The organism is Pseudomonas phytophila (assembly GCF_025643095.1).
In the GTDB taxonomy this organism is placed as follows: Bacteria; Pseudomonadota; Gammaproteobacteria; order Pseudomonadales; family Pseudomonadaceae; genus Aquipseudomonas; species Aquipseudomonas quasicaspiana.
On sequence record NZ_CP081201.1, the window covers coordinates 3,674,265 to 3,697,838 of the forward strand.

Sequence of the window (23,574 nt, forward strand, 5' to 3'; positions counted from 1 at the left end):
GGAGTGTCGAGATGAGTGCCGACGAAAAGCGAATTCGCGAGTTTGCGTATCAGATATGGGAGTCGGAAGGGAAACCTTCCGGTCAGGACGCACGTCATTGGGAAATGGCTCGCAAGCTGGCTGAAGCTGAAGCGCTGGCTCCGGATAAATCCACCGCCCGCAAGGCAACCAAGCCTAAGCTGCCAAAGGTTGACGCCAAGCCGGCGGCTGATAAAGCCAAGCCTGCTACGGCAAAATCTGCTCCGAAAGCTGCCCCGAAACCGGCCAGCAAGCCAGCGGCGGCACCTGCCGCTAAACCGGCTGCCAAGCCTGCGAGCAAACCGGCTGCCGTGAAGAGCAAACCGGCTCCGGCGGCGACTCAGGCCGAACAGCCTGCAAAGCCAGCCGCTAAAAAACCCGCAGCCAAACCAGCAGCAAAAAAACCGGGCAAACCATCAGCGCCTTGATTCCTCCAAAGCGCCGCACCAACTCCGTACCGCAGGGATCACGTTCTTAACCGTCGTGACCTGCGGTAACCCAACATTTTTTACTTCGACTTTTTGTTGAAGCGCTCTCGCTTCGACCGCGGTTTCGGCCGCCCCGAAAAACACCAGCCGTCAGGAACGCACAATGAACACGCAGTCCAAAACCTCAAAGAAAGACAGTCCACAAGGTGCATCCGCCAAGGCCGATCAAGTCGAAGCCAGCGTGTCACGTATTCGTGAAGGCCTTCCCTTCCCTCTCGGCGCCAGCTGGGACGGTCTGGGCGTCAACTTCGCGATCTTTTCGGCCAACGCTACCAAGGTTGAGCTTTGCCTGTTTGATTCCACCGGCGAAGTTGAACTTGAACGCATCGAGTTGCCGGAATACACCGACGAGATTTACCACGGTTATCTGCCTGACGCCCACCCGGGGCTGATCTATGGCTACCGTGTCTACGGTCCATATGACCCAAAAAATGGCCATCGCTTCAACCACAACAAACTGCTGATTGACCCGTACGCCAAACAATTGGTTGGCGAATTGAAATGGTCCGAAGCGTTGTTTGGTTACACCATCGGCCACCCGGACGGCGACCTCAGCTTTGACGAACGCGACAGCGCGCCGTTCGTGCCGAAAAGCAAGGTTATCGACCCCGCCTACACCTGGGGTCGTGACCAGCAGATCAGCGTGCCGTGGGACAAGACCATCCTGTATGAAACTCATACCCGTGGTTTCACCATGCGTCACCCGTCGGTGCCGGATGAACTCAAAGGCACGTTTTCCGGTTTGATGGTTGCTGACGTGATCGATCACATCCGCAAGCTGGGTGTGACCTCCGTCGAGTTATTGCCGATTCACGCTTTCGTCAACGATCAGCATCTGTTGCAGAAAGGCATGACCAACTACTGGGGCTACAACAGCATTGCGTTCTTTGCCCCTGATCCGCGCTACCTCGCTCATGGCAAGATTGCCGAGTTCAAGGAAATGGTTGCGCACATGCACCATGCCGGGCTGGAAGTCATCCTTGACGTGGTCTACAACCACACTGCGGAAGGCAACGAACTCGGTCCGACCCTGTCCATGCGCGGCATCGACAACGCCTCGTACTATCGTTTGATGCCTGACGATAAGCGTTTCTACATCAACGACTCCGGCACCGGCAACACGCTGGATCTGAGCCACCCTTGCGTGCTGCAGATGGTTACCGACTCCCTGCGTTACTGGGCTTCGGAAATGCACGTCGACGGTTTCCGCTTCGACCTGGCAACCATTCTCGGCCGTTACCACGATGGCTTTGACGAGCGTCACAGCTTCCTCGTGGCTTGCCGCCAGGATCCGGTCCTGCGTCAGGTGAAACTGATTGCCGAGCCGTGGGACTGTGGTCCAGGCGGCTATCAGGTCGGAGGTTTCCCACCAGGCTGGATGGAGTGGAACGACAAGTTCCGCGACACCGTGCGCGCATTCTGGAAAGGCGATGAAGGTCAGCTGGCGGATTTCGCCGGGCGCATGACTGCGTCGGGCAACATGTTCAACCAGCGCGGTCGCAGGCCTCAGGCGTCGGTGAACTTTATCACCGCTCACGACGGCTTCACCTTGCATGACCTTGTCTCCTACAACGACAAGCACAACGAAGCCAACGACGAAAACAATCAGGACGGCAGCAACAATAACCTGTCCTGGAACCACGGCGTCGAAGGCCCGACTGAAGATCCTGAAATCAACGCGTTGCGCTTGCGCCAGATGCGTAACTTCTTCGCCACCTTGCTGCTGGCCCAGGGTACGCCGATGGTGGTTGCCGGTGACGAGTTCGCCCGCACCCAGCACGGTAATAACAACGCCTACTGCCAGGACAGTGAGATTGGCTGGGTCAATTGGGATCTGGACGAAGACGGCAAGTCGCTGCTCAAGTTCGTCAAGCGCCTGATAAAGCTCCGTCTGACTTACCCGATCCTGCGTCGTAGTCGCTTCCTGGTAGGCGATTACAACGAAGAAATCGGCGTTAAAGATGTCACCTGGCTGTCGCCGGACGGCAACGAGATGGGCATCGAGCAATGGGAAGACGCACACGCCCGTTGCCTGGGCATGTTGATGGACGGCCGTGCCCAAGAGACCGGCATCCGTCGGCCTGGCGCTGACGCGACCTTGCTGCTGGTAGTCAACTCGCACCATGACGGGGTCAACTTCACCCTGCCACAAGTGCCTGAAGGCGAGCACTGGACCTGCCTGGTCGATACAAATCAGCCAGACATGAAAGCCAGTGAGCAATTTGGTTTTGGTGATCACTACACCGTCACTGCTCGCTCACTGCTGCTGTTCGAACTGCAGCACGATGAAAACGCATGAGTCAGGCGCTCAGTGAGTTCCTCGACTGGCGCAAGCACGGCTATGCCGATACGCGAGCGCTGGGCGAATGCTTGCAGGCGCTGATTGACGAAGGGCTGGATCAGCTCCCCTTTCCTGCCAGCGGCCAGATACTTGAGCGCTGGCAAGGACTGGCCTGCGTTGCCGGGCATGATCTGGGGTTGTGCAAATTGTATGAAGGCCACACCGATGCGTTGGCCATCATGCATGAGGTGGGTGTCAACGCACCGGAAGCCGGGACCAGTTGGGGCATGTGGGCGGCCGAGCCGCCCCAGGCCAGGGTTAGCGTGCAGCGCAAAGGCGATAACCTGCAAATCAGCGGTCGAAAAGCCTGGTGTTCGGGCGCGGCGGTACTCAGCCACGCATTGATGACTGCCTGGGACGAAGATGATCAGCAACAGCTGGTCGCCGTCGATCTCAGGCAACCCGGTGTCAGCATTACTCAGGAAGGTTGGCGTGCCGTGGGCATGGGCGCAACTGGCAGCGTTGAGGTGGTGTTCAAAAGCGCTCTAGGCGTCGCCATCGGTAAACCCGGTGATTATCTGGCCAGACCCGGATTCTGGCAGGGTGGCATCGGCATCGCAGCTTGCTGGTACGGGGCGTCCACAGCTCTGGCCCAGCGCCTGTTGCAACAAGGCTGCAAATCACAAGAGCCACACACCATGGCCCATTTGGGCGCGGTGGATGTGGCAATGCACAGTTCGTGGGCTGCCCTGCAACACGCGGCCCACCGTATCAATAAAACACCCATCGCCGACGCACAGGTGTTAGCGCGTCGCAGCCGAGCGGTGATCGAACACAATGTCGAGCAGGTGATTCTGCACGTTGGCCGCGCCTTGGGCGCCGGTCCTTACTGCAAGGATGCGCATTTCGCCCGGATGATCGCTGACCTCCCGGTTTTCCTGCGCCAGAGTCACGCCGAGCGTGACCTGGCAGCCCTGGGTGATCTGACAGCCCGGCAGGCTGTGATCACGCCATCACGGATGTGGCAACTATGACTGACCATAACCCCATCGTCGGCAGCGGCACCTCGCTGCAGGCCTGGAACGGATCGAAAAAACTCGCGCAACTGGCTTCAATCAGCGCCGATGAACTGGTCCCGCCCAACTCACGCGCGGTGATCATCGCCCCTCACCCTGACGATGAAGTACTCGGTTGCGGCGGCCTGATGCATCAACTGGCGCAACTGGGTCGACCACTGAAACTCATTTCGGTCACCGACGGCAGCGCCAGCCATCCCGGCTCGTCCACCTGGCCGGCCGAGCGGCTCTGTGTGATTCGCCCCCAGGAAAGCGCTGAAGCCTTGCGCCGCCTCGACCTGCCCATGCACAGCCTGCAATGGATACGGGGTGGTTTCGCTGACACCTCCGTGGCCCAACATGAAGATCAACTGACGGCTTTTATCGAGCGCTACCTTGAGCCAACGGACGTGGTGTTTACCACGTGGGCCAACGATGGGCACAGCGATCATGAAGCAGTTGGTCGCGCCAGCGCACGTGCTGCCCACGCCGTTGGCGCACGTTTGCACGAGGTGCCGATCTGGGCGTGGCACTGGGCTTCGCCTGAAGATGACCGCTTGCCTTGGGAGCGTGCGCGCAAGATCCTCCTGGAACCCGCCGATATCGCGCGTAAACGTCATGCGGCTCATGCATTTGCCAGTCAACTGGAAGGCGATCCCCGGATCGGTCTGCCGCCGGTATTGGCCGCGGATGTGCTGGAGCGTTTGATGCAGCCGTTTGAGGTGGTTTTTCTGTGAGTGTCGATGACAGCTACTTCGAACGACTTTTTCAGGAAAGCGACGACCCGTGGGCGTTCAAGAAACGCTGGTACGAACGCCGCAAGCGGGCGTTGACTCTAGCCGCCCTGCCCCGTGAGCGTTACGCGTCGGTATTTGAACCTGGCTGTGCGAATGGCGAGCTCAGCGCGGACCTGGCCACACGCTGCGATCGATTGCTGGTCTGCGATACCAACCGTTCGGCGGTTGAACTGGCACGTCAGAGGCTCGCGACGTTCACACAGGTAGAAGTCATGCATGGGCGTCTGCCTGAGCAATGGCCGGACGGCCGGTTTGATCTGATCGTGTTCAGCGAACTGGGCTATTACCTGGACGAGCAGGACCTCAATAGCTGGATTGATCGCGCTCTGGCGTCGCTGACAGATGATGGACAAGTACTTGCCTGTCACTGGCGACCACAGATTGATGGCTGCCCTATGGATGCGCAAAAGGTCCACGCGATCCTTGCGGCACGCTTGGAAATGCCCCGGATTTTCAGTCATGAAGAGGCAGATTTTTTCCTCGATGTCTGGAGCCGTGATGAAAGATCCGTCGCAGAAAGGGAGAACCTACGATGATTGGCGTGCTCATACCGGTTCACAACGAAGAACTGTTGCTCGGTCAGTGCCTTGAAACCCTGTTGCGTGCGAGTAGGCATACCGCATTGGCTGCCGAGCGGGTTGTCATTCTAGTGGTGCTGGACAGTTGCACTGATGCTTCGGCGAGCATTGCGCGGCAGTATGGCGTGGACACTGTCGAGGTCAATGTACGCAACGTGGGTCAGGCGCGGGCTGCAGGCGCGGCGCTGTTACTGGAACAGGGTGCCCGCTGGATTGCCTGCACCGATGGCGACAGTACCGTGGCTGAAGACTGGCTGGTAGAACAACTGGCGCTAGACGCCGATGCCGTCTGCGGGACAGTAACGCCCGGGGTCTGGCAGGACGGAATTCCCGTTGAAGCGCAGATTCGCTATCAACAGCATTATCAGCATCGTGACGGTCATCGCCACGTTCACGGGGCCAATATGGGCATCAGCGCGGCGGCTTATCGTCTGGCAGGTGGCTTCCCGCCGCTGGCTTGCCATGAAGACGTTCAGTTGATTCGGCAACTGGAGTTGAATGGGGCTCGTATCGCCTGGAGTTGCCGACCTCGCGTGACCACAAGCACCCGGCTGGAAGCACGGGCGGCGGGTGGTTTTGCCGATTTCCTGCGTTCGCTGACGGCGACAACCGGCTGATCATCAGGGTTGTTCATGATGGGCTGTTTGCATTCCCCCGGCGCCCAACTCAGGCATACCCAGCGCATTCTCGAAAAAACGCACGGCCTCGGCACTCAGGTTGCGATGAATGTCTTCCCGGTCGACACCTTCACGGTCGTTACAAATAACCGGTGAAGTTGCTCTCAGCTCATCGCTGCAGGGCGCCATGAACACGAAGTGCCCTGCCCCCGCCAATAACTTGTAGTCCGGCGTCTGCGGCAGCTTGCGCGCCAGTGCTTCGGCATTCTGGTCAACGGCCAGCAGTTCGTCACCATCGCCGCTGTACAACAATACCGGGACGTGAACGTCCGCCAGAGTATGGCGGCCAAACATCAGTGTCAGCGGTGCCATCAACATCAATGCGCCAACCCTGGGATCAGCTTGTGCGTGCAGATCATCTCGATCTAGCAGCAATTCGCCTCCGGTCTTGCAGGCATCCCGATCATCAGGGCGTTTGGTGCAATACGTTTTCAGGCGCTGCAGATCAGGTTCTGCACCGGCCAGGATCAAAGCTGTTTCGCCCCCTGCCGAATAGCCAATGACGCCCACTTGATCGGCGCGGATATAGGGCGCAAGCGTCGGATCAAGCAGTGCAGTGCTGATTGCTTCGGAGATTTGCAGTGGTCGGCCATACAGATTGCTGACGCTGCCCAGTCGGCTGTGGTCAAGGTTGTTATCGCCGGGATGAATCACCGCAACCACTACAAAACCCTGCCTGGCCAGCGACGTGGCCAGGTCATGCAGCGCGAGTGGAGTACCGGTATTGCCATGGGAGAGCAATACCAAAGGAAAACGTCCCAGGGCTATCGGCGCTTCGAGCGCAGCATCAACGGTATAGCCCTGAATAGTGCTGGTTTGCTCCACTGCCGTAGAAGGGTAAAAGGCAATGGCCTGCATCGGCTGAGAGTCCAGCGGATCGGGAAAGCTGAGGCGGTGGTAGCCGACACTCCAGTCGTCGTCGGCCACGGCCTGCACCGAAATCAGGCTTTGGGTCAGGCACACCAGTAATAATGCACAGATACGTACCATCGTGCGATCCAACCTATGCAGGTCCGAAAGTAATCCATCCAGCGGTATCAACCGGTCTGGAGCGAGCTTCATGCTCTGCCGCGAACTCGTGTAACGAATTCTGTTAACAAACCATTAACAAACCCTGGTAACAACTGCTTACAGGTATCAGAGTCGCGACTTTGAAATTAGTGCACAACCCACGCCAAAATTTGGCGAAAACTTTATGGGTGATGCATTCCTACACCTACAGCATGACTTTAAACCTGCTCATTGACACATCTCCACCTCAAGGCTTACGTTAACGTAAAGGTCATAGCGACTCATCCAAAAATAACAAGGAACGCTAACCATGAGTTACCCCAGCCTGAACTTCGCTCTGGGCGAAACCATTGATATTTTGCGCGACCAGGTGCAATCGTTTGTGGCTGCCGAAATCGCCCCACGCGCTGCGCAGATTGATAAAGACAACCTGTTCCCTGCCGACTTGTGGCGCAAGTTTGGCGACATGGGGCTGCTCGGGATCACGGTCGCTGAAGAGTACGGGGGCGCTGGACTGGGTTATCTGGCCCACGTCGTGGTCATGGAAGAAATCAGTCGCGGCTCTGCGTCTGTTGCGCTGTCTTACGGCGCGCATTCGAATCTGTGTGTGAATCAGATCAATCGCAATGGCACTGACGCGCAGAAAGCGAAATACCTGCCCTCCCTCATCAGCGGGGAGCATGTCGGGGCGCTGGCCATGAGTGAACCCAACGCCGGCTCAGACGTGGTTTCGATGAAACTTCGAGCCGAAAAACGCGGCGACCGCTTCGTCCTCAATGGCAGCAAGACCTGGATCACCAACGGTCCGGATGCGAATACGTATGTGATCTACGCCAAGACCGACCTTGAAAAGGCGGCTCATGGCATCAGCGCGTTTATCGTCGAGCGGGACTGGAAAGGTTTTTCCCGCGGCAGCAAGTTCGACAAGCTGGGTATGCGCGGTTCGAACACCTGTGAATTGTTCTTTGACGATGTGGAAGTCCCGGAGGAGAACCTGCTGGGGGCGCTGAATGGTGGCGTGAAGGTCTTGATGAGCGGCCTGGATTACGAGCGTGTCGTGCTGTCGGGAGGACCAACCGGAATCATGCAAGCGTGTATGGACGTGGTCGTACCCTACATCCATGACCGTAAACAGTTCGGCCAGAGCATCGGCGAGTTCCAGTTGATTCAAGGCAAGATCGCCGACATGTACACCCAGCTCAACGCCAGCCGCGCTTATTTGTACGCCGTGGCTCAAGCCTGCGAACGTGGCGAGACCACGCGCAAGGATGCGGCCGGGATCATCCTCTACAGCGCCGAGCGCGCTACGCAGATGGCTCTGGAAACGATCCAGATTCTGGGCGGTAACGGCTACATCAACGAATTCCCGGCCGGACGACTGCTGCGCGACGCCAAGCTTTACGAAATTGGCGCAGGCACCAGTGAAATCCGGCGGATGTTGATTGGGCGGGAATTGTTTAATGAGTCGCGATGATTGCTGCTTTTTCGCGATAAACAATAACGCGGAGCGTCTTGCAACCCCGTCTCATGTATCGCGGGCAAGCCTCGCTCCCACATTGAACTGCATTCCAGTTCAAATGAGTCAGAATCTGTGCGCGCTTATCAACTCGAACTGAAATGCGATCTCTTGTGGGAGCGAGGCTTGGTCTGGGCGGCATTCCGACGATGCAGGAGACGAAAGTGGCAGACGTACCGCGGAATCTTTTATAGCGCGCAAAAAAACCCGGAGTAGCCATGACCACCCTCCAGACCCGCATCAACACCCGCTCCACCGAATTCGCCACCAACAGCGCTACCTTGCTGGAACAGGTCAACGCACTGCGTAACCTGCTCGCCAAAATCCAGCAAGGTGGCGGGCCAAAAGCTCAGGAACGCCATACCTCTCGGGGCAAACTACTGCCACGGGATCGCATCAATCGCCTGCTAGACAGCGGATCGCCATTTCTTGAAATCGCTCAACTGGCCGCGCTGCACGTTTATGACGAAGACGTGCCCGCTGCCGGAGTGATCGCCGGGATCGGCCGCGTCGAAGGCGTGGAATGCATGATTATCGCCAACGACGCCACGGTCAAAGGCGGCTCGTATTACCCCCTCACGGTCAAAAAGCACCTGCGGGCTCAGACCATCGCCCAGCAGAATCGCCTGCCGTGCATTTACCTGGTCGACTCAGGCGGTGCCAATCTGCCGCGACAGGATGAGGTATTTCCGGATCGCGAGCACTTCGGGCGGATCTTCTTCAATCAGGCCAACATGAGCGCGCTGGGAATCCCGCAGATCGCCGTCGTAATGGGCTCCTGCACTGCCGGTGGCGCTTATGTACCCGCCATGGCCGACGAAGCGATCATGGTTCGCCAACAGGCAACCATCTTTCTGGCCGGCCCTCCTCTGGTCAAGGCAGCGACAGGCGAAGTGGTCAGCGCTGAAGACCTGGGAGGCGCAGACGTGCATTGCCGTACCTCAGGGGTTGCCGACCACTACGCCGAAAACGATGAGCACGCGCTGGAGCTGGCACGCTGCAGCATCGCCAACCTCAACTGGCGCAAACTCGGCACTTTGAATAACGCAGCCCCCATTGCTCCGCTGTACGCCGCTGACGAGCTGTATGGCGTCATCCCCGCCGATGCCAAACAACCTTTTGATGTCCGTGAAGTCATTGCCCGCCTGGTGGACGGCTCGGTGTTCGACGAATTCAAGGCGCTGTTTGGCACCACCCTGGTGTGCGGCTTTGCAAGGCTGCATGGCTATCCCGTCGCGATCCTTGCCAATAACGGCATCCTGTTCGCCGAAGCGGCACAGAAAGGTGCGCACTTCATCGAACTGGCCTGCCAGCGCGGGATTCCGTTGCTGTTTCTGCAGAACATCACCGGCTTCATGGTCGGACAGAAATACGAGGCCGGCGGCATCGCCAAGCACGGTGCAAAGCTCGTGACAGCGGTGGCCTGCGCCAAAGTCCCGAAATTCACCGTGATCATTGGCGGCAGCTTTGGTGCGGGTAATTACGGGATGTGTGGACGCGCATACGACCCCCGCTTCCTGTGGATGTGGCCCAACGCGCGGATCGGTGTCATGGGTGGCGAGCAGGCCGCTGGCGTCTTGGTCCAGGTCAAACGCGAACAGGCCGAGCGCAGCGGCGAACCGTTCAGTGCCAGCCAGGAAGCGGCCATCAAACAGCCGATTCTCGACCAGTATGAACATCAAGGGCATCCGTATTACTCCAGCGCCCGGCTATGGGATGACGGCGTGATCGATCCAGCACAAACCCGGGACATCCTCGGTCTCGCCCTCTCCGCCTCGCTGAATGCGCCTATCGAACCGACGACCTTCGGTCTGTTCCGCATGTGATCAGGAAACCCTCATGACTGACTTTCAAACCGTCGAACTGTTGCGAGATCCCAAAGGCTACGCCACGCTCTGGCTGAACCGGCCCGAGAAAAACAACGCGTTCAACGCGCAAATGATCCGCGAGATGATCCTCGCGCTGGATGCGGTTCAGGCTGATGCCAGCCTGCGCTTCCTGCTGATACGCGGCCGCGGCAAGCACTTCAGCGCGGGGGCGGACCTGGCCTGGATGCAGCAGGCAGCCGATCTGGATTACAACACCAACCTGGATGATGCCCGCGAACTGGCCGAGTTGATGTACAACCTCGCCAAGCTGAAGATTCCGACATTGGCGGTAGTACAGGGCGCAGCATTCGGCGGCGCGCTGGGTCTGATCAGTTGCTGCGACATGGCCATTGGCGCCACAAACGCTCAGTTTTGTCTGTCAGAAGTGCGCATCGGCCTGGCGCCTGCGGTGATCAGTCCATTCGTGGTTCAAGCCATCGGCGAACGCGCAGCCCGCCGCTATGCACTGACCGCCGAACGCTTTGACGGTGTGCGTGCCCGGGAAATCGACCTCATTGCCGAGTGCTATCCGCCGCAGGAGCTTGAGCAACAAGTGGAGACCTGGACCGGCAATCTGCTTCTGAACAGCCCCCAGGCCATGCGAGCCAGCAAAGACTTGCTGCGCGAAGTGGGCAATGGTGCACTGACGCCGGCCCTGCGTCGCTATTGCGAAAACGCTATCGCCCGGATTCGCACCAGCCCTGAAGGCCAGGAAGGTCTGCGCGCCTTTCTGGACAAGCGTCCACCCGCCTGGCAGACCGAGCAGCCCAAGGAGCCACGCCCATGAGCGCTTCCACTCTAACGACTGTATTGATTGCCAACCGTGGCGAAATTGCCTGCCGCATCATGCGCACCGCGAAAAACCTGGGGCTGACCACCGTCGCTGTTCACAGCGAAACAGACAGACACGCCCGCCACACTCGGGAAGCAGACATCAAGGTCAACCTGGGGGGCAGTAAAGCCGCCGACAGCTACCTGCAGATATCCAGACTAATCGCCGCAGCACTCGCCAGTGGCGCTCAGGCGATTCACCCCGGTTACGGTTTCCTCTCCGAAAATGCCGAATTTGCTCGCGCCGTTGAAAGCGCCGGCCTGATCTTCCTCGGCCCGCCCGCCTCCGCCATCGACGCCATGGGCAGCAAGTCCGCGGCCAAATCGTTGATGGAACAAGCTGGTGTGCCGCTGGTACCGGGTTACCACGGCGAGGCTCAGGATCTGGCGACCTTTCGCGATGCAGCCGAGCAGATTGGTTACCCGGTACTGCTCAAGGCTACTGCGGGCGGCGGTGGCAAAGGCATGAAGGTTGTCGAGCGCGTTGAAGATCTGGCAGACGCACTGGCCTCGGCGCAGCGCGAAGCCGCGTCATCCTTTGGCGACTCGCGCATGCTGGTCGAGAAATACCTGCTCAAACCTCGCCATGTGGAGATTCAGGTGTTTGCTGATCAGCACGGTCATTGCCTGTACCTCAACGAACGCGACTGCTCGATCCAGCGTCGTCATCAGAAAGTCGTCGAGGAAGCGCCCGCGCCGGGCCTGAGTCCGCAGTTACGCAAGGCCATGGGCGAAGCTGCGGTTAAAGCGGCGCAGAGCATTGGTTATGTCGGCGCGGGAACTGTGGAGTTTCTGCTTGATGCCCGAGGCGAGTTTTTCTTTATGGAGATGAACACCCGCTTGCAGGTTGAACATCCTGTGACCGAAGCCATTACCGGTCTGGACCTTGTGGAATGGCAATTGCGAGTCGCACAGGGCCAAGCGCTGCCGATGACTCAGGAGCAAGTGCCTTTGATGGGCCACGCCATCGAAGTGCGGTTGTACGCTGAAGATCCAGACAATGAATTCCTGCCCGCTACCGGGACGCTGGCGCTTTATCGCGAAAGCTCGCCAGGCACCGGGCGCAGGGTCGACAGTGGCGTGGCGCAGGGCGACAGCATCTCACCGTTTTACGATCCCATGCTCGGCAAGCTGATTGCGTGGGGGGAAGACCGCGAGCAAGCCCGTTTGCGTCTCCTGGCGATGCTCGATGAGTTCGTTGTGGGTGGGGTCAAAACCAACCTGCCGTTTCTCCGACGCATCATCGGCCACCCGGCATTTGCTGCTGCCGAACTGGACACTGACTTCATTCCGCGCCATCAGGCGCAACTGTTGCCGCCGCCTACTCCATTGTCGGAAGAGTTCTGGCAAGCGGCCGCTGCTGCGTTCAGTCAGAGCGAGCCTGCTCGCGTGCGTCAGGACGATGCCCACTCACCCTGGTCGTCAATGAAGGGCCTGCGCTTTGGCATGGCAAGTGAAGTAGATCTGCACCTGGCCTGCGATGATCGGGAGCAAATCATCAAACTGTACGATGACAGCGCAGCGTCATTTCAATTGATTGGCGATCAGTTATTGATTGAGCGAAACGGCGTGCGTCAGCAACACCTGGCGCTGCGTCGCGACGACACCCTGTTCCTGAAATGGGCAGGTAACCTGCATGCTGTCAAACGCTTCAATCCCATCACAGCAGCAGACGCCAGCCACGCCCCTCAAGGCGGACTGACCGCGCCCATGAATGGCAGCATCGTGCGGGTTCTGGTCGAAGCCGGCCAGAACGTTGAAGCAGGTACGCTACTGGTGGTGCTGGAAGCCATGAAAATGGAACACAGCATCCGCGCTGACAAGGCCGGAGTCGTTACTGGCGTGCATTGCAGCGAAGGAGAGATGGTCAACGAGGGAGTGGTCTTAGTGGCAATTGAAGTGCTGGCTGAGTGACGATGCCGGAAGACCGTCCTCCAGGCTGAAGCCGGTCCTACAGGATTGAGCAGCCCCTGTGGGAGCTGGGCTTGCCCGCGATAAGAGCGACTCGGTTCACCTGCAACACTGCAGCGTCTGCATCGCGGGCAAGCCCGGCTCCCACAGGAGAAAGTGATCGCCTGGCAAAGCAACGCTAGCCCGCGACGGCTTACTTCAGAGAACGCTATCGCGCAGCCAGCCCATAACTCTGTGGGAGCTGGGCTTGCCCGCGATAAGAACAACTCGGTCAACCTGCAACACCACAGCGTCTGCATCGCGGGCAAGCCCGGCTCCCACAGGAGAAAGTGATCGCATGCCCACTGCACGCTAGCCCGCGACGGCTTACTTCAGAGGACGCTGTCGCGCAGCCAGCACATGACCTTGTGGGAGCTGGGCTTGCCCGCGATAAGAGCGACTCGGTTCACCTGCAACACCGCAGCGTCTGCATCGCGGGCAAGCCCGGCTCCCACAGGAGAAAGTGATCGCCTGCCCAGCAACGCTAGCCCGCGACGGCTTACTTCAGAGGACGCTGTCGCGGAGCCAGCACATGACCTTGTGGGAGCTGGGCTTGCCCGCGATAAGGACAACTCGGTCCACCTGCAACACCGCAGCGTCTGCATCGCGGGCAAGCCCGGCTTCCACAGGAAAAGCTATCCCCTGTCGAAGCAGTGCTGCCCGCCACAGTAATCCTGTAGCCAGACTTAATTAAAATCTCAAGCCACCACCTCAAACAACTTCGGCGCCGCCACTTCTCCCGTCAACAGACTATGCCGTACCCGCTCGGCATGTAGCCCCGCAGCCTTCATGGCGCGTTCCTTGATGTGCCCATAACCGCGAATCTTCTCCGGCAAACGCGCCAATTCCAGCGCAGTGTGGCGATTCATGGCATTGAGGTTGAGCAGGATCAGCTCGACGTCGCTGATATACGCCTCGATCAACTCTCGCTCCTGCTGACGCTCAAGGCTGCGCCCGAATGGATCGAACGCCGTACCCCGCAAGAATTTAAACTTCGCCAGCCCGCCAAACGCCTTGAGCATCCAGGGTCCGAAACTGCGTTTACGAGGTTCTCCCGTCAGCTTGTCACGCTTGGCCAACCATGACGGCGCCAAGTGAAACTCCAGCCGGTAATCACCTTCAAACTGCGTCTGTAATTGACGGGTAAAATCGCCGTTGCTGTAGAGACGCGCGACTTCGTACTCGTCCTTGTACGCCAGCACCTTGAACAGATTGAACGCCACCGCTTCAGTCAGTACCGCCAACTGCCCCGGGAACAAGCGCATCTCGGTCTGCCGCACATTTTCAACCAGACGCGTATAGCGTTCAGCGTAGGCGGCGTTCTGGTAATCGGTCAGCGCAGCGACGTTGGCTTTGATGCGTTGCGCCAGATCAACGGGCTGCGGGGCGTCGACGATTTGCTCCTGAGGATGAGCAATGGCTTGCACAGCCGCCAGATCATGGGCTGCTCGCCGTCCCCACAGGAAAGCCTGTTGGTTCAACTCAACCGCCACGCCGTTGAGTGCGATGGCTTTTTCAATGGCTGCAGAACTGAGCGGAATGAAGCCCAGCTGGAACGCGTAGCCCAGCATGAACAGGTTGCTGGCAATGGTATCGCCGAGCAAACGAATCGCCAGATCAGTCGCTTCGATAAAGTGAGTTTTTTCAGCCCCCACAGCGTCCCGAATGGTTTGTTTCATCGCCTCGACTGGAAAAACCGCATCCGGATTACGGGTGAATTCCGCAGTTGGCGTTTGCTGGCTGTTGACCACAGCATGAGAAAAGGTCGAATTGAGCTTGGCGATGGCATCCGGCCCCGCCGCTACCAGCAAGTCGCAGCCCAGCAGCAGGTTGGCTTCCCCGGCCGGTATGCGCACCGCAAACAGATCTTGCTGCCGTGCAGCGATGCGGATGTGACTGACAACCGGACCAAACTTCTGCGCCAGGCCGGCCTGATCCAGCACGCTACAGCCCTTGCCTTCAATGTTGGCCGCATAGCCCAGCATGGCACCCACGGTGGTCACGCCCGTACCGCCCACACCGGACAGCAGGATATTGAACGGTCTATCCAGACTCTGCGGGTGAGGCTCAGGTAATGTCACGAAGCTCTGCACCTGATTCGGCAGCGCTGGCTTGCGCAGCTTGCCGCCATGTACGGTGACGAAGCTTGGGCAGAAACCTTCGACGCAGCTGAAATCCTTGTTACAGGCGTTCTGGTCGATCTCGCGTTTACGGCCTTGGGCGGTCTCTTTGGGCAGCACTGAAAGACAGCCGGACTTGACGCCACAATCGCCACAGCCTTCGCAGACGGCGGTGTTTATCAGCGCACGTTTTTCCAGATCCTTCATCGTGCCGCGTTTGCGCCGACGACGTTTCTCCGTGGCGCAGGTCTGGTCATAAATGATTACTGAAACGCCCTGAAATTCACGCAGTTCGCGCTGCACGCTGTCCAGATCGCGGCGATGGTGAAAACTGGTGATCGGTGCAAAGCCTTCACGGCTTGGGTATTTGTCCGGCTCATCGGACACCAGCGCGATGCGCTGCACGCCCTCGTTGAATACCTGACGACTGAGCTGATCGACACGCAGTACACCATCGATGGGCTGTCCGCCGGTCATGGCGACTGCGTCGTTGTAGAGGATTTTGTAAGTGATGTTGACGCCCGAGGCCACCGCAGCACGCAAGGCCAGATGACCAGAGTGGAAATAAGTACCGTCGCCGAGGTTCTGGAACACGTGGGGCGTGTTGGTAAACGGTGCCTGACCAATCCAGGTCACGCCCTCGCCGCCCATTTGCGTGAAGGTCTCGGTGGCCCGATCCATCCAGATGGTCATGTAATGACAGCCAATCCCGGCCAGTGCACGACTGCCTTCCGGAACCCGCGTCGAAGTGTTATGCGGGCAGCCAGAACAGAAATGCGGGGTACGCTGGGTGTTGAACAAGGGCGCTTGCAGGGCTTTCTCTTTGTCAGCCAGAAACTGCAGGCGCGCGTCGATTTTGTCGCTGCTGTAAAACGGCGCAAGGCGTTTGGCAATCACCCTGGCAATCATTGCGGGAGTCAGCTCGCTCAGGTTCGGCAGCAGCGAAAGGCCTTGCTCGTCAAATTCGCCGACCACCACCGGACGGCGATCTACTGGCCAGTTGTAGAGCTGACCGGTGAGTTGATCCTCGATCACGCTGCGCTTCTCTTCGACTACCAGAATCTCGTCCAGGCCTTCAGCAAAACCATGGACCGAAACCGGCTCCAGCGGCCAGCTCATGCCGACCTTGAGCACCCGAATACCGACTTGAGCACACAGCGCTTCATCGATGCCCAGTTCTTCCAGAGCCTGACGCACATCCAGATAGGATTTGCCGGTAGTGACAATGCCCAGTCTTGGCTGCGGCGAATCAATTACAACCTTGTTGAGCTGGTTGGCACGGGCGAAAGCGCGAGCAGCGTAAATTTTATAGGTATTGAGCCGTGCCTCCTGAGCCAGTGGCGGATCCGGCCAGCGAATGTGCAAGCCACCTTCAGGAATGTCGAAGTCTTCAGGAATCTGCGTCGTGATGCGCAGTGGATCGACCTCAACCACGGCCGACGAATCGACGTTCTCGGCGATGGTTTTCATCGCCACCCAGCAACCGCTGTAGCGGGACAGCTCCCAGCCGATGATCCCGTAATCAAGGATTTCCTGAACGTTACTGGGGTTGAGCACAGGAATCATGGACGCGATGAACGCATGTTCGCTCTGGTGGGCGATGGTCGACGACTTGCAGCCATGGTCGTCCCCCGCCAGCACCAATACCCCGCCATTGGCTGCTACGCCCGCCGAGTTGGCATGCTTGAATACGTCGCCACAACGGTCCACACCCGGCCCTTTACCGTACCAAAGTGCAAATACACCGTCGTATTTGCCTTCGGGAAACAGATTGACCTGCTGGCTTCCCCACACTGCCGTCGCCGCCAACTCTTCGTTGACGCCCGGCTGAAAGTGGACTGCGTTCTGCTTGAGGTAGTCCTTGGCGTCCCACAGGCTCTTGTCGAGATTGCCCAGAGGCGAGCCGCGATAACCCGAGATGAAACCGGCGGTATTCAGCCCTCGTGCCTCATCACGCTGCTTTTGCAGCATCGGCAAGCGGGTCAGGGCCTGGGTGCCAGTCAGGTATAGGTTGCCGGTCGCGAGCCGGTACTTATCGTCAAGACGAATATCAGCCAAAGACATTCAGGCGCTCCTTTTATTTTTATGAGCAGTGTTATGGCGGCTAATCCGCGGGGCAGGTTCTACCCGGGCGGTCACAAGCAAAATACTGCCTGTAGCAATGAGGCTTTTTCTTTCTAATTTGCCGTTTATCTGCTGAACTTCTGCATGTTCAGTTCTATAAAAATAAAAAAAGAGGTCAATTCATGCAGAACAAATTAAGCCCCATCGACCGCAGGATCCTGCGCCTGCTGCAACACGATGCCGATCTCTCGGCAGCCGAAATTGCCGAACGCGTCGAGCTGTCCCAATCCCCTTGCTGGCGGCGCATCAACCGCCTTCAGGAAGAAGGCTATATCGAACGCAAAGTCGCCCTGCTCAACCCACGCAAGCTTGGCCTGACCATGACGGTGTTCGTCGATGTGAAGTTATCCGGGCACGGCCGGCGTTTTCTTGCGGAATTCGAAGAAGCAATCACCGGCTACCCCGAGGTGCTGGAGTGCTACACGATGGCGGGCGATATGGATTTCATGCTCAAGGTGGTGGCGCAGGACATCGCCAGCTACGAGCGCTTCCTGCGGGATCATCTGCTGCAGCAGCCACACGTGCAGGAAGCCCACTCGAACATCGCCATGAGCGAAGTAAAACGCACGACAGAACTGCCGCTGGACTGACGGGCGTCAGGCGGAATCCGAATGATTTTCTATGGAGACGATAAAAAGGTTTGACTTGCAAATGATAATGATTATTATTGCAAGCAACTGGCCGCAAGGTCAGTTGGATAACTCAGAAGTCTTAGGTCGGCTTCTGGATTATCTCCTCATCAGGCTAATCACGGTTTTTGACCCGGATTTTTTCCGGGTCTTTTTTTTAGTTTTGCGGTTCGTTTCTATTTTTTTGGTGTCACTGGTGATGCAAGGTTCGGGTGCTGCTTTCTTCAGGCTAATGAAGAGGGTGTCGTTTCTACGATGGCGCGGATCATAGCAAAAAGATTGCAGAAAGGGCCTCTGAAGTTGGCTTTCAAAGGCGCTGCACGGAAGATAATCGGTAATTGAGCTGGCTTAGCACTTGAGAAAGACTCTCATCCCGGCACCTCGCGCCGTCTTCTACACCGAATATGGCGCGGTAAACACTGGATCTGTAGGAGCGCACGAGCACCGCGAGGCCGCGATGGCGGTGTATCAGACAGGACGCCATCGCTGCCTCGCGGTGCTCGTGAGCTCCTACAGAAAAGCGTTAAAAGCAGCACCTTAGCAAAGAAGTCTTCATCAACATCAAGCGAGGCAATCGATCATGAGTATTCAACTCTCGTCCTTCCCCGCCCTGCCTGCACGACGGACAGATGTTCCACTGAGTCTGCACGGCGAGAGCCTGCGGCGCGGTCTGGTGAAGCTTTCTCGCCGAACACAGCAGGTCTTTCTGCTCAGCCGACTGGACGGGGCTTCCTACGCCCACATCGCTGACTTGCTGAGCATCGATGTCGCACTGGTCGAGCAGGCCATGGTGCGAGTCCTGCAACACAGCCGTCGGCAAGTCGCTGCGGATGAAGCCAGCGCTGTGGATCCGGTATGCGAACAGGCCAGCCGCTGGTATGTACACCTGCAAAGTCCACAGGCTACCGCCAGTCAACGTATCGAATTCCGCCATTGGCTGGATGCTGACCTTGCGCATCTCGCCGCCTTCGAAAGTACCGAGCGTCTGTGGCGCCAACTTCAAGCACCGGCTGCCGTCATAGGCGCCAGCGGCTGGCATCGCCGCAAACGTCGCAGTTATCTGTTCTGGTGTATGGCGACAGCGTTTTTGTGCAGCCTGCTCATGACGGCGGAAGCTTTTGCCTTGCTCGGTCAGACCTGAAGCACTGAGTGACCGATTCACACACCTTCACGTCGCAGCGACGCGCATTGCTTCGCGCAGGTTCCGTGTAAAGTAGCGCCATAACTGGCACTAACGTACACAGGAACTGACCGTGACCTCTCTCAAAATCAGCGCAGACTTCGATAGCGGCAATATCGAAGTGATAGACGCGAGCAACCCTGCACAGATCCAGTTGGCCATCCGCCCGGACACCCGCAGCCCGCATTTTCAGTGGTTTCACTTTAAGGTCGAAGGCCTGCAGACGGGCCAGGTCCATAGGTTCAGCCTGACCAATGCCAGTCAGTCCAGCTACAACAATGCCTGGACTGGCTACAACGCAGTGGCATCCTACGATCATCAGACCTGGTTTCGGGTGCCCTCCACATTCGACGGCCGCGCGCTGAATTTCAGCCTGACGCCCACTGGCGAGCACGTCTGGTTTGCCTATTTCGAACCCTACAGTCGCGAGCGCCATGACTGGCTCATTGGTCAGGCCCTGGAAAAGGCTGGCACTGAACTGCTGGCCACAGGCAAGAGCGTTGAAGGCCGTGAGATTCCGCTGCTACGGCGCGGCAATGGCGCCGAGGGCAAACGCAAAATCTGGATCATTGCTCAGCAACATCCCGGCGAGCACATGGCTGAATGGTTCATGGAAGGTGTGATCGAGCGCCTGCAACAGCAGGATGATCCGGTGCTGAATGCCCTGCTGGAAGTCGCCGACCTGTACCTCGTCCCGCACATGAACCCTGACGGTTCGTTCCACGGGCATTTGCGCACGAATGCCAACGGCAAGGACCTCAACCGTGCCTGGCAGGACTCCACCCCGGAAACCAGCCCGGAAGTATTCTTCGTCAAGGAACAGATGGAAAAGTATGGCGTGGACATGTTCCTCGACGTCCATGGCGACGAAGAAATTCCCTATGTGTTTACTGCTGCCTGCGAAGGCAATCCGGGTTACACGCCCAAGCAGCAACAACTCGAAGCTCAGTTCCGCAGCCGTTTGAGTGAAATCACCCGGGATTTCCAGACCCGCTATGGCTATCCCCGTTCACAGCCGGGCAAGGCCAACATGAACCTGGCCTGCAATAGCGTCGGGGAAAAATACAAGTGCCTGGCGCTGACTCTGGAGATGCCGTTCAAGGACAACGACGATGCCCCGGACCTGATCACTGGCTGGGACGGCAAGCGCTCGAAACAACTGGCCAAGGATGTCTTGACCGTTCTCTCGGAAATGGCCCCGATCCTGCGCTGAAAATCATCCTGTAGGAGCTGCCGAAGGCTGCGAAAGCATTCTGTCTGATACACCGCTTCGCAGCCTTCGGCAGCTCCTACAGGAAGGTAACGCCCTTCTTTTTAGCGCTTACCCTCTCCCCCGCAACATGCTACCGAGCACCTCGTCACGCCTCACCCACGCATGAAACAGCGCGGCTGCGATGTGCGTCAGCACGGTCAGAAACAGCGTATACGCCAGCCAGCTATGAGCCTGACGTAAAAAGGCGAAGGTCCCTGCGTCCGCTGCAACGATGGAAGGCAGGCGCACCGAACTACTGAGCATGACCGGATCACCGGCGGCGGAAATCATCGCCCAACCAATCAACGGCATTGCCAGCATCAATGCGTACAACACGTAATGGGACAGCTTTGCCGCCAAAACCTGCCAGCCCGGCAAGTCAGCCGGCAATGGCGGTGTCTGGCTGGACACCCGGACGATGATGCGCAGAATCACCAGCACCAGGATCGCTATGCCCAACGGTTTGTGCAGATTGAGCAACCATTCATGTCGTTCCGACACCGAGGCCACCATGCCCGCGCCAATAAACAGCATTGCGATGATCATCACTGCCATCGACCAGTGCAGCAGGCGCGCCAGAGGAGAGAAATGCTTATTGGAGCCACTCATGATTTTTTCTCCGGGACGGGGGCGGCTTTGGGCAATTGCTCGACTTCTGCAGTGCGCCGTTTGTAAGACGTCGCGTAAGCAGCAGAACGCGCGGCCAGCAGTGGGTCATCCGAGCCACTGATGCCGGATGGCAGCACCAGCGGGTCAAAGTTGATGTCACGGCAAGCGCCGCTCAACTGCGGTTGTTCGCTTTCCAGCACCAGCGTACCGGCGTTCAACGTTTGGCGATCAGCAGGCCATTGTTTGCTGGCATCGTTGACTGGATCACTGGCACCCGCGAGAGTCAGGATCAGGTTGAAACGAACGGGGCCTGCGGCCAGTCGGTCATTCAGGTCCTGCTCCAGATAATCCTTGGCGTCCGGCGCCGGTGCCGCGGGTTGCGCGGCATCCACAGGCACCATGTTCCAGCGCACGGCCTGGCGTTTGCCATCGGCACTGACCAGATAGAACGCATTGACACTGTTGTAACTGACGGTCGCGTAGCTGGCCGACGGCCTGGCGGTCTTGACCCATGCCAGAAATGGCGCGGCTTCCGGGTGATTGGCGAAAAATGCAGGGGCCTTGGTCGGGTCAGGCTTGCCGGTTTTAGGGTCTGGCGCATTGGCCTGCAACAACCCGAAGAACGCTTCCGGCGTGCCGACAGGGAATACCGGCATGGCATTCATTCCGGTACGCCACTGCTGGCCGTCTGCCTGAGTAAAGCGCAGGGCCAGACTGCGTATCGGAGCGGCACTGTCTGGCGAATAAGGGTTGCCGGTGGGCAGCGCGAATCGTCCTTCCACTGGCGTGCGGGTGGCGGTAAACAGCTGAGCACTGGAAAGATCGGCAGCAGCGCCGTTGCTTTCGAAGTAACCTGCAACGCATACCCCTTTTGGGTGATTGCGGCGATATCCGGGGAATGTACCGTTATTGTGCTCAAGGGTATTGACCAGCTTGTCAGGGGTCAGACGCTGCGGATCGAGGTAGCCTCCCACATAGGCAAATGCGGTAGCGGCAACCAGCACCACTACGCCAATGCCCACCAGACGCAGGCCCGTTGCAGTTGGACTTAATGGAGGTCTTTGCCCCTCGGGTAACGGATCACGGTCGGTCATATACAACTCCAGGTCATCGTCTATCACGCTTTGTGGGCAGTAGGACGGAGCCGGAAAGTGTTTATTCCATCCGCCGAAAAAAAATTGCACGAAGGGTGGAATAACCAATGCCGGGCGTCGTCTTGCTGCTCAGACGCTTAACACGATCATAGTTGCTGCCCAGGGAATCTGCGGTCCATGAACGAGCTCGACGCCCAACTCAGAGAGTTGATACCGCGAATGCGCAGGTTTGCCCTGTCGCTGACCCGCAACTCCAGCGGCGCTGATGACCTGGTTCAGGCAAGCCTTGAAAAAGCTTTGTCAGCCTGGAAAGACAAGCGAATCGAAGGCGATTTGCGCGCCTGGCTGTTCTCGATACTCTATCGCCAGTTTCTCGACGCCCATCGCCGCTCACGTCGGTACAGCCGCATGCTGGCGCTTTTTACCGGTGGCGCAGATGAGGATTACCAACCCAGCGTTGAACGCACCGTGATTGCTCAATCAACTCTTGGTGCGTTTGAGCGACTGAACACCGAGCAGCGTGCGCTGCTGTTATGGATCTCGGTGGAAGGCTTGAGCTACAAGGAAGTCGCCACGATTCTCGACGTGCCCATCGGCACGGTCATGTCGCGCTTGTCCCGCGCTCGTCAGGCCCTTCGCCAGTTCAGCGATGGCGAAATCACCACTCCTTCTCTGCGGATACTGAAATGATCACCCTGCCCCCCAGCGAACTCGACCTTCACGCTTATGTGGATCATCAACTGAGCGAGGCCGACCGCCTGCGCCTGGAAACCTGGCTGGCAGCCCATCCGCAGGTCGCGTCGCAGGTCAAAGCCTGGCAGGACGACGCGAAACGGTTGCGCACTGCAATGAGTGGCGAACTGCAACGCCCGCCGAACCCGGAACTGGACCCGGTGTTTATCCGTCAGCGCATGCGGCGTAATCGTTATCGTCACCTGGCTACGGCGGCCATGTTGCTGTTAGCTGTCGGAGTTGGCGGATTCAGCGGCTGGCAGGCCAGGGAGATAACCCTGGCCGGTGCCACGCCGCCGATGGCTGATGCGTTGCAGGCCTACCGGATGTTTGCTCTGGACGACAACATGGCCAGCGACTGGAGCGCGGAAAAAACCAGTGATGCACAAGGCTGGCTTGACCGTCATTTCACCCAGGCCAACCGGCTGCCCAACCTGGAAGCGGCGGGATTCAAACCGGTCAGCGGACGCATGACCACTACTGAACAGGGGGCCGCTGCCCTGGTGGTGTACAAGGACACTGAAGGCCGCACCCTGAGTTTCTACATCCGCCCGCCGGGTGCAAAAAACCGCTTGCTGCCGCGAGGCACCCGACTCGACGGTGATCTGCAAGCCGATTACTGGTCCAGCGATGGTTACAACTACGCCATGGTCACCCCGACTAAAGACCCTGCCGCCCAACTGGCCCGACAGGCGCTGCCTGGGGCGATTTGAGTTGCTGCTACCTTGTTATACGTAGGACCGGCTTTAGCCGGGAAAGCATCA

At 58.4% G+C, this 23,574-nt stretch carries 19 protein-coding genes; 15 read left to right on the forward strand and 4 right to left on the reverse strand.

Annotated elements, in window-relative coordinates; translation table 11 throughout:
* Positions 1 to 11 precede the first annotated feature (11 nt).
* From K3169_RS16625 to K3169_RS16650, 6 genes are all read left to right on the forward strand, one after another.
* On the forward strand, positions 12 to 446 hold the full coding sequence (locus tag K3169_RS16625; protein ID WP_027902671.1) for a DUF2934 domain-containing protein: 435 nt from the start codon (positions 12 to 14) through the stop codon (positions 444 to 446).
* 163 nt (positions 447 to 609) lie between these two features.
* Positions 610 to 2,805, forward strand: a complete 2,196-nt coding sequence (glgX, locus tag K3169_RS16630; protein WP_027902670.1) for a glycogen debranching protein GlgX — start codon at positions 610 to 612, stop codon at positions 2,803 to 2,805.
* Positions 2,802 to 3,821 (forward strand): acyl-CoA dehydrogenase family protein, encoded by a 1,020-nt coding sequence (locus tag K3169_RS16635; RefSeq protein WP_122395660.1) that lies wholly within the window; start codon positions 2,802 to 2,804, stop codon positions 3,819 to 3,821. Before glgX ends, K3169_RS16635 begins: the two co-directional genes overlap by 4 nt.
* A complete protein-coding gene (locus tag K3169_RS16640; protein WP_263267186.1) occupies positions 3,818 to 4,579 on the forward strand; it encodes a PIG-L deacetylase family protein in 762 nt (253 codons plus the stop codon). Before K3169_RS16635 ends, K3169_RS16640 begins: the two co-directional genes overlap by 4 nt.
* Positions 4,576 to 5,175: a class I SAM-dependent methyltransferase gene (locus K3169_RS16645; protein WP_099269485.1), complete on the forward strand. Its 600-nt coding sequence runs from the start codon at positions 4,576 to 4,578 to the stop codon at positions 5,173 to 5,175. Before K3169_RS16640 ends, K3169_RS16645 begins: the two co-directional genes overlap by 4 nt.
* Positions 5,172 to 5,834, forward strand: coding sequence for a glycosyltransferase (locus K3169_RS16650; RefSeq protein WP_099269484.1), 663 nt, complete (start codon positions 5,172 to 5,174; stop codon positions 5,832 to 5,834). The genes K3169_RS16645 and K3169_RS16650 overlap by 4 nt, the downstream gene beginning before the upstream one ends.
* Positions 5,835 to 5,837: 3 nt before the next feature.
* Here K3169_RS16650 and K3169_RS16655 read toward each other — a convergent pair whose 3' ends face one another.
* Positions 5,838 to 6,884, reverse strand: coding sequence for an alpha/beta hydrolase family protein (locus K3169_RS16655; RefSeq protein WP_122395657.1), 1,047 nt, complete (start codon positions 6,882 to 6,884; stop codon positions 5,838 to 5,840).
* 331 nt (positions 6,885 to 7,215) lie between these two features.
* On the opposite strand from K3169_RS16655, the gene K3169_RS16660 reads away from it, so the two are divergent.
* The 4 genes from K3169_RS16660 (at position 7,216) to K3169_RS16675 (ending at position 13,034) form a co-directional block, all read left to right on the forward strand.
* Entirely contained in the window at positions 7,216 to 8,379 is a 1,164-nt protein-coding gene (locus K3169_RS16660) for an isovaleryl-CoA dehydrogenase (protein ID WP_099269482.1), read from the forward strand.
* A gap of 260 nt (positions 8,380 to 8,639) precedes the next feature.
* Positions 8,640 to 10,247 carry a carboxyl transferase domain-containing protein gene (locus tag K3169_RS16665; RefSeq protein WP_231677606.1) on the forward strand — a complete coding sequence of 536 codons (1,608 nt, stop codon included), beginning with the start codon at positions 8,640 to 8,642 and terminating at the stop codon, positions 10,245 to 10,247.
* Between the two features lie 13 nt (positions 10,248 to 10,260).
* Positions 10,261 to 11,076, forward strand: coding sequence for a gamma-carboxygeranoyl-CoA hydratase (locus K3169_RS16670; protein ID WP_231677607.1), 816 nt, complete (start codon positions 10,261 to 10,263; stop codon positions 11,074 to 11,076).
* Positions 11,073 to 13,034: an acetyl/propionyl/methylcrotonyl-CoA carboxylase subunit alpha gene (locus K3169_RS16675; RefSeq protein ID WP_263267187.1), complete on the forward strand. Its 1,962-nt coding sequence runs from the start codon at positions 11,073 to 11,075 to the stop codon at positions 13,032 to 13,034. The genes K3169_RS16670 and K3169_RS16675 overlap by 4 nt, the downstream gene beginning before the upstream one ends.
* A 734-nt stretch (positions 13,035 to 13,768) precedes the next feature.
* Here the strand turns inward: K3169_RS16675 and K3169_RS16680 are convergent.
* The gene (locus K3169_RS16680; protein WP_263267188.1) at positions 13,769 to 17,254 is read right to left on the reverse strand and encodes an indolepyruvate ferredoxin oxidoreductase family protein; all 3,486 of its coding nucleotides are present in this window, start codon (positions 17,252 to 17,254) and stop codon (positions 13,769 to 13,771) included.
* A gap of 182 nt (positions 17,255 to 17,436) precedes the next feature.
* On the opposite strand from K3169_RS16680, the gene K3169_RS16685 reads away from it, so the two are divergent.
* From K3169_RS16685 to K3169_RS16695, 3 genes are all read left to right on the forward strand, one after another.
* A complete protein-coding gene (locus K3169_RS16685) occupies positions 17,437 to 17,904 on the forward strand; it encodes an Lrp/AsnC family transcriptional regulator (protein WP_027899705.1) in 468 nt (155 codons plus the stop codon).
* Between the two features lie 619 nt (positions 17,905 to 18,523).
* On the forward strand, positions 18,524 to 19,084 hold the full coding sequence (locus K3169_RS16690) for a DUF4880 domain-containing protein (RefSeq protein WP_027900829.1): 561 nt from the start codon (positions 18,524 to 18,526) through the stop codon (positions 19,082 to 19,084).
* 106 nt (positions 19,085 to 19,190) lie between these two features.
* A complete protein-coding gene (locus K3169_RS16695; protein ID WP_231678167.1) occupies positions 19,191 to 20,336 on the forward strand; it encodes a M14-type cytosolic carboxypeptidase in 1,146 nt (381 codons plus the stop codon).
* Positions 20,337 to 20,444: 108 nt separating this feature from the next.
* On the opposite strand, the gene K3169_RS16700 is transcribed toward K3169_RS16695, so the two are convergent.
* Positions 20,445 to 20,984 (reverse strand): cytochrome b, encoded by a 540-nt coding sequence (locus tag K3169_RS16700; RefSeq protein WP_231678165.1) that lies wholly within the window; start codon positions 20,982 to 20,984, stop codon positions 20,445 to 20,447.
* Complete coding sequence (locus tag K3169_RS16705) at positions 20,981 to 22,078, reverse strand: catalase family peroxidase (RefSeq protein WP_263267189.1); 1,098 nt, start codon at positions 22,076 to 22,078, stop codon at positions 20,981 to 20,983. The genes K3169_RS16700 and K3169_RS16705 overlap by 4 nt, the downstream gene beginning before the upstream one ends.
* Positions 22,079 to 22,255: 177 nt before the next feature.
* On the opposite strand from K3169_RS16705, the gene K3169_RS16710 reads away from it, so the two are divergent.
* Together K3169_RS16710 and K3169_RS16715 are read left to right on the forward strand one after the other, a co-directional pair.
* Positions 22,256 to 22,768 (forward strand): sigma-70 family RNA polymerase sigma factor, encoded by a 513-nt coding sequence (locus K3169_RS16710; RefSeq protein WP_263267190.1) that lies wholly within the window; start codon positions 22,256 to 22,258, stop codon positions 22,766 to 22,768.
* Positions 22,765 to 23,523 (forward strand): anti-sigma factor family protein, encoded by a 759-nt coding sequence (locus K3169_RS16715; protein ID WP_263267191.1) that lies wholly within the window; start codon positions 22,765 to 22,767, stop codon positions 23,521 to 23,523. Before K3169_RS16710 ends, K3169_RS16715 begins: the two co-directional genes overlap by 4 nt.
* Positions 23,524 to 23,574 lie beyond the last annotated feature (51 nt).

Bases quoted from the DNA above. Each gene is read 5' to 3' on its own strand.
- K3169_RS16625 (WP_027902671.1), top strand. From the start codon at position 12: ATGAGTGCCGACGAAAAGCGAATTCGCGAGTTTGCGTATCAGATATGG.
- glgX (WP_027902670.1), top strand. From the start codon at position 610: ATGAACACGCAGTCCAAAACCTCAAAGAAAGACAGTCCACAAGGTGCA.
- K3169_RS16635 (WP_122395660.1), top strand. From the start codon at position 2,802: ATGAGTCAGGCGCTCAGTGAGTTCCTCGACTGGCGCAAGCACGGCTAT.
- K3169_RS16640 (WP_263267186.1), top strand. From the start codon at position 3,818: ATGACTGACCATAACCCCATCGTCGGCAGCGGCACCTCGCTGCAGGCC.
- K3169_RS16650 (WP_099269484.1), top strand. From the start codon at position 5,172: ATGATTGGCGTGCTCATACCGGTTCACAACGAAGAACTGTTGCTCGGT.
- K3169_RS16655 (WP_122395657.1), bottom strand. From the start codon at position 6,884: ATGGTACGTATCTGTGCATTATTACTGGTGTGCCTGACCCAAAGCCTG.
- K3169_RS16660 (WP_099269482.1), top strand. From the start codon at position 7,216: ATGAGTTACCCCAGCCTGAACTTCGCTCTGGGCGAAACCATTGATATT.
- K3169_RS16665 (WP_231677606.1), top strand. From the start codon at position 8,640: ATGACCACCCTCCAGACCCGCATCAACACCCGCTCCACCGAATTCGCC.
- K3169_RS16670 (WP_231677607.1), top strand. From the start codon at position 10,261: ATGACTGACTTTCAAACCGTCGAACTGTTGCGAGATCCCAAAGGCTAC.
- K3169_RS16675 (WP_263267187.1), top strand. From the start codon at position 11,073: ATGAGCGCTTCCACTCTAACGACTGTATTGATTGCCAACCGTGGCGAA.
- K3169_RS16680 (WP_263267188.1), bottom strand. From the start codon at position 17,254: ATGTCTTTGGCTGATATTCGTCTTGACGATAAGTACCGGCTCGCGACC.
- K3169_RS16685 (WP_027899705.1), top strand. From the start codon at position 17,437: ATGCAGAACAAATTAAGCCCCATCGACCGCAGGATCCTGCGCCTGCTG.
- K3169_RS16690 (WP_027900829.1), top strand. From the start codon at position 18,524: ATGAGTATTCAACTCTCGTCCTTCCCCGCCCTGCCTGCACGACGGACA.
- K3169_RS16700 (WP_231678165.1), bottom strand. From the start codon at position 20,984: ATGAGTGGCTCCAATAAGCATTTCTCTCCTCTGGCGCGCCTGCTGCAC.
- K3169_RS16705 (WP_263267189.1), bottom strand. From the start codon at position 22,078: ATGACCGACCGTGATCCGTTACCCGAGGGGCAAAGACCTCCATTAAGT.
- K3169_RS16710 (WP_263267190.1), top strand. From the start codon at position 22,256: ATGAACGAGCTCGACGCCCAACTCAGAGAGTTGATACCGCGAATGCGC.
- K3169_RS16715 (WP_263267191.1), top strand. From the start codon at position 22,765: ATGATCACCCTGCCCCCCAGCGAACTCGACCTTCACGCTTATGTGGAT.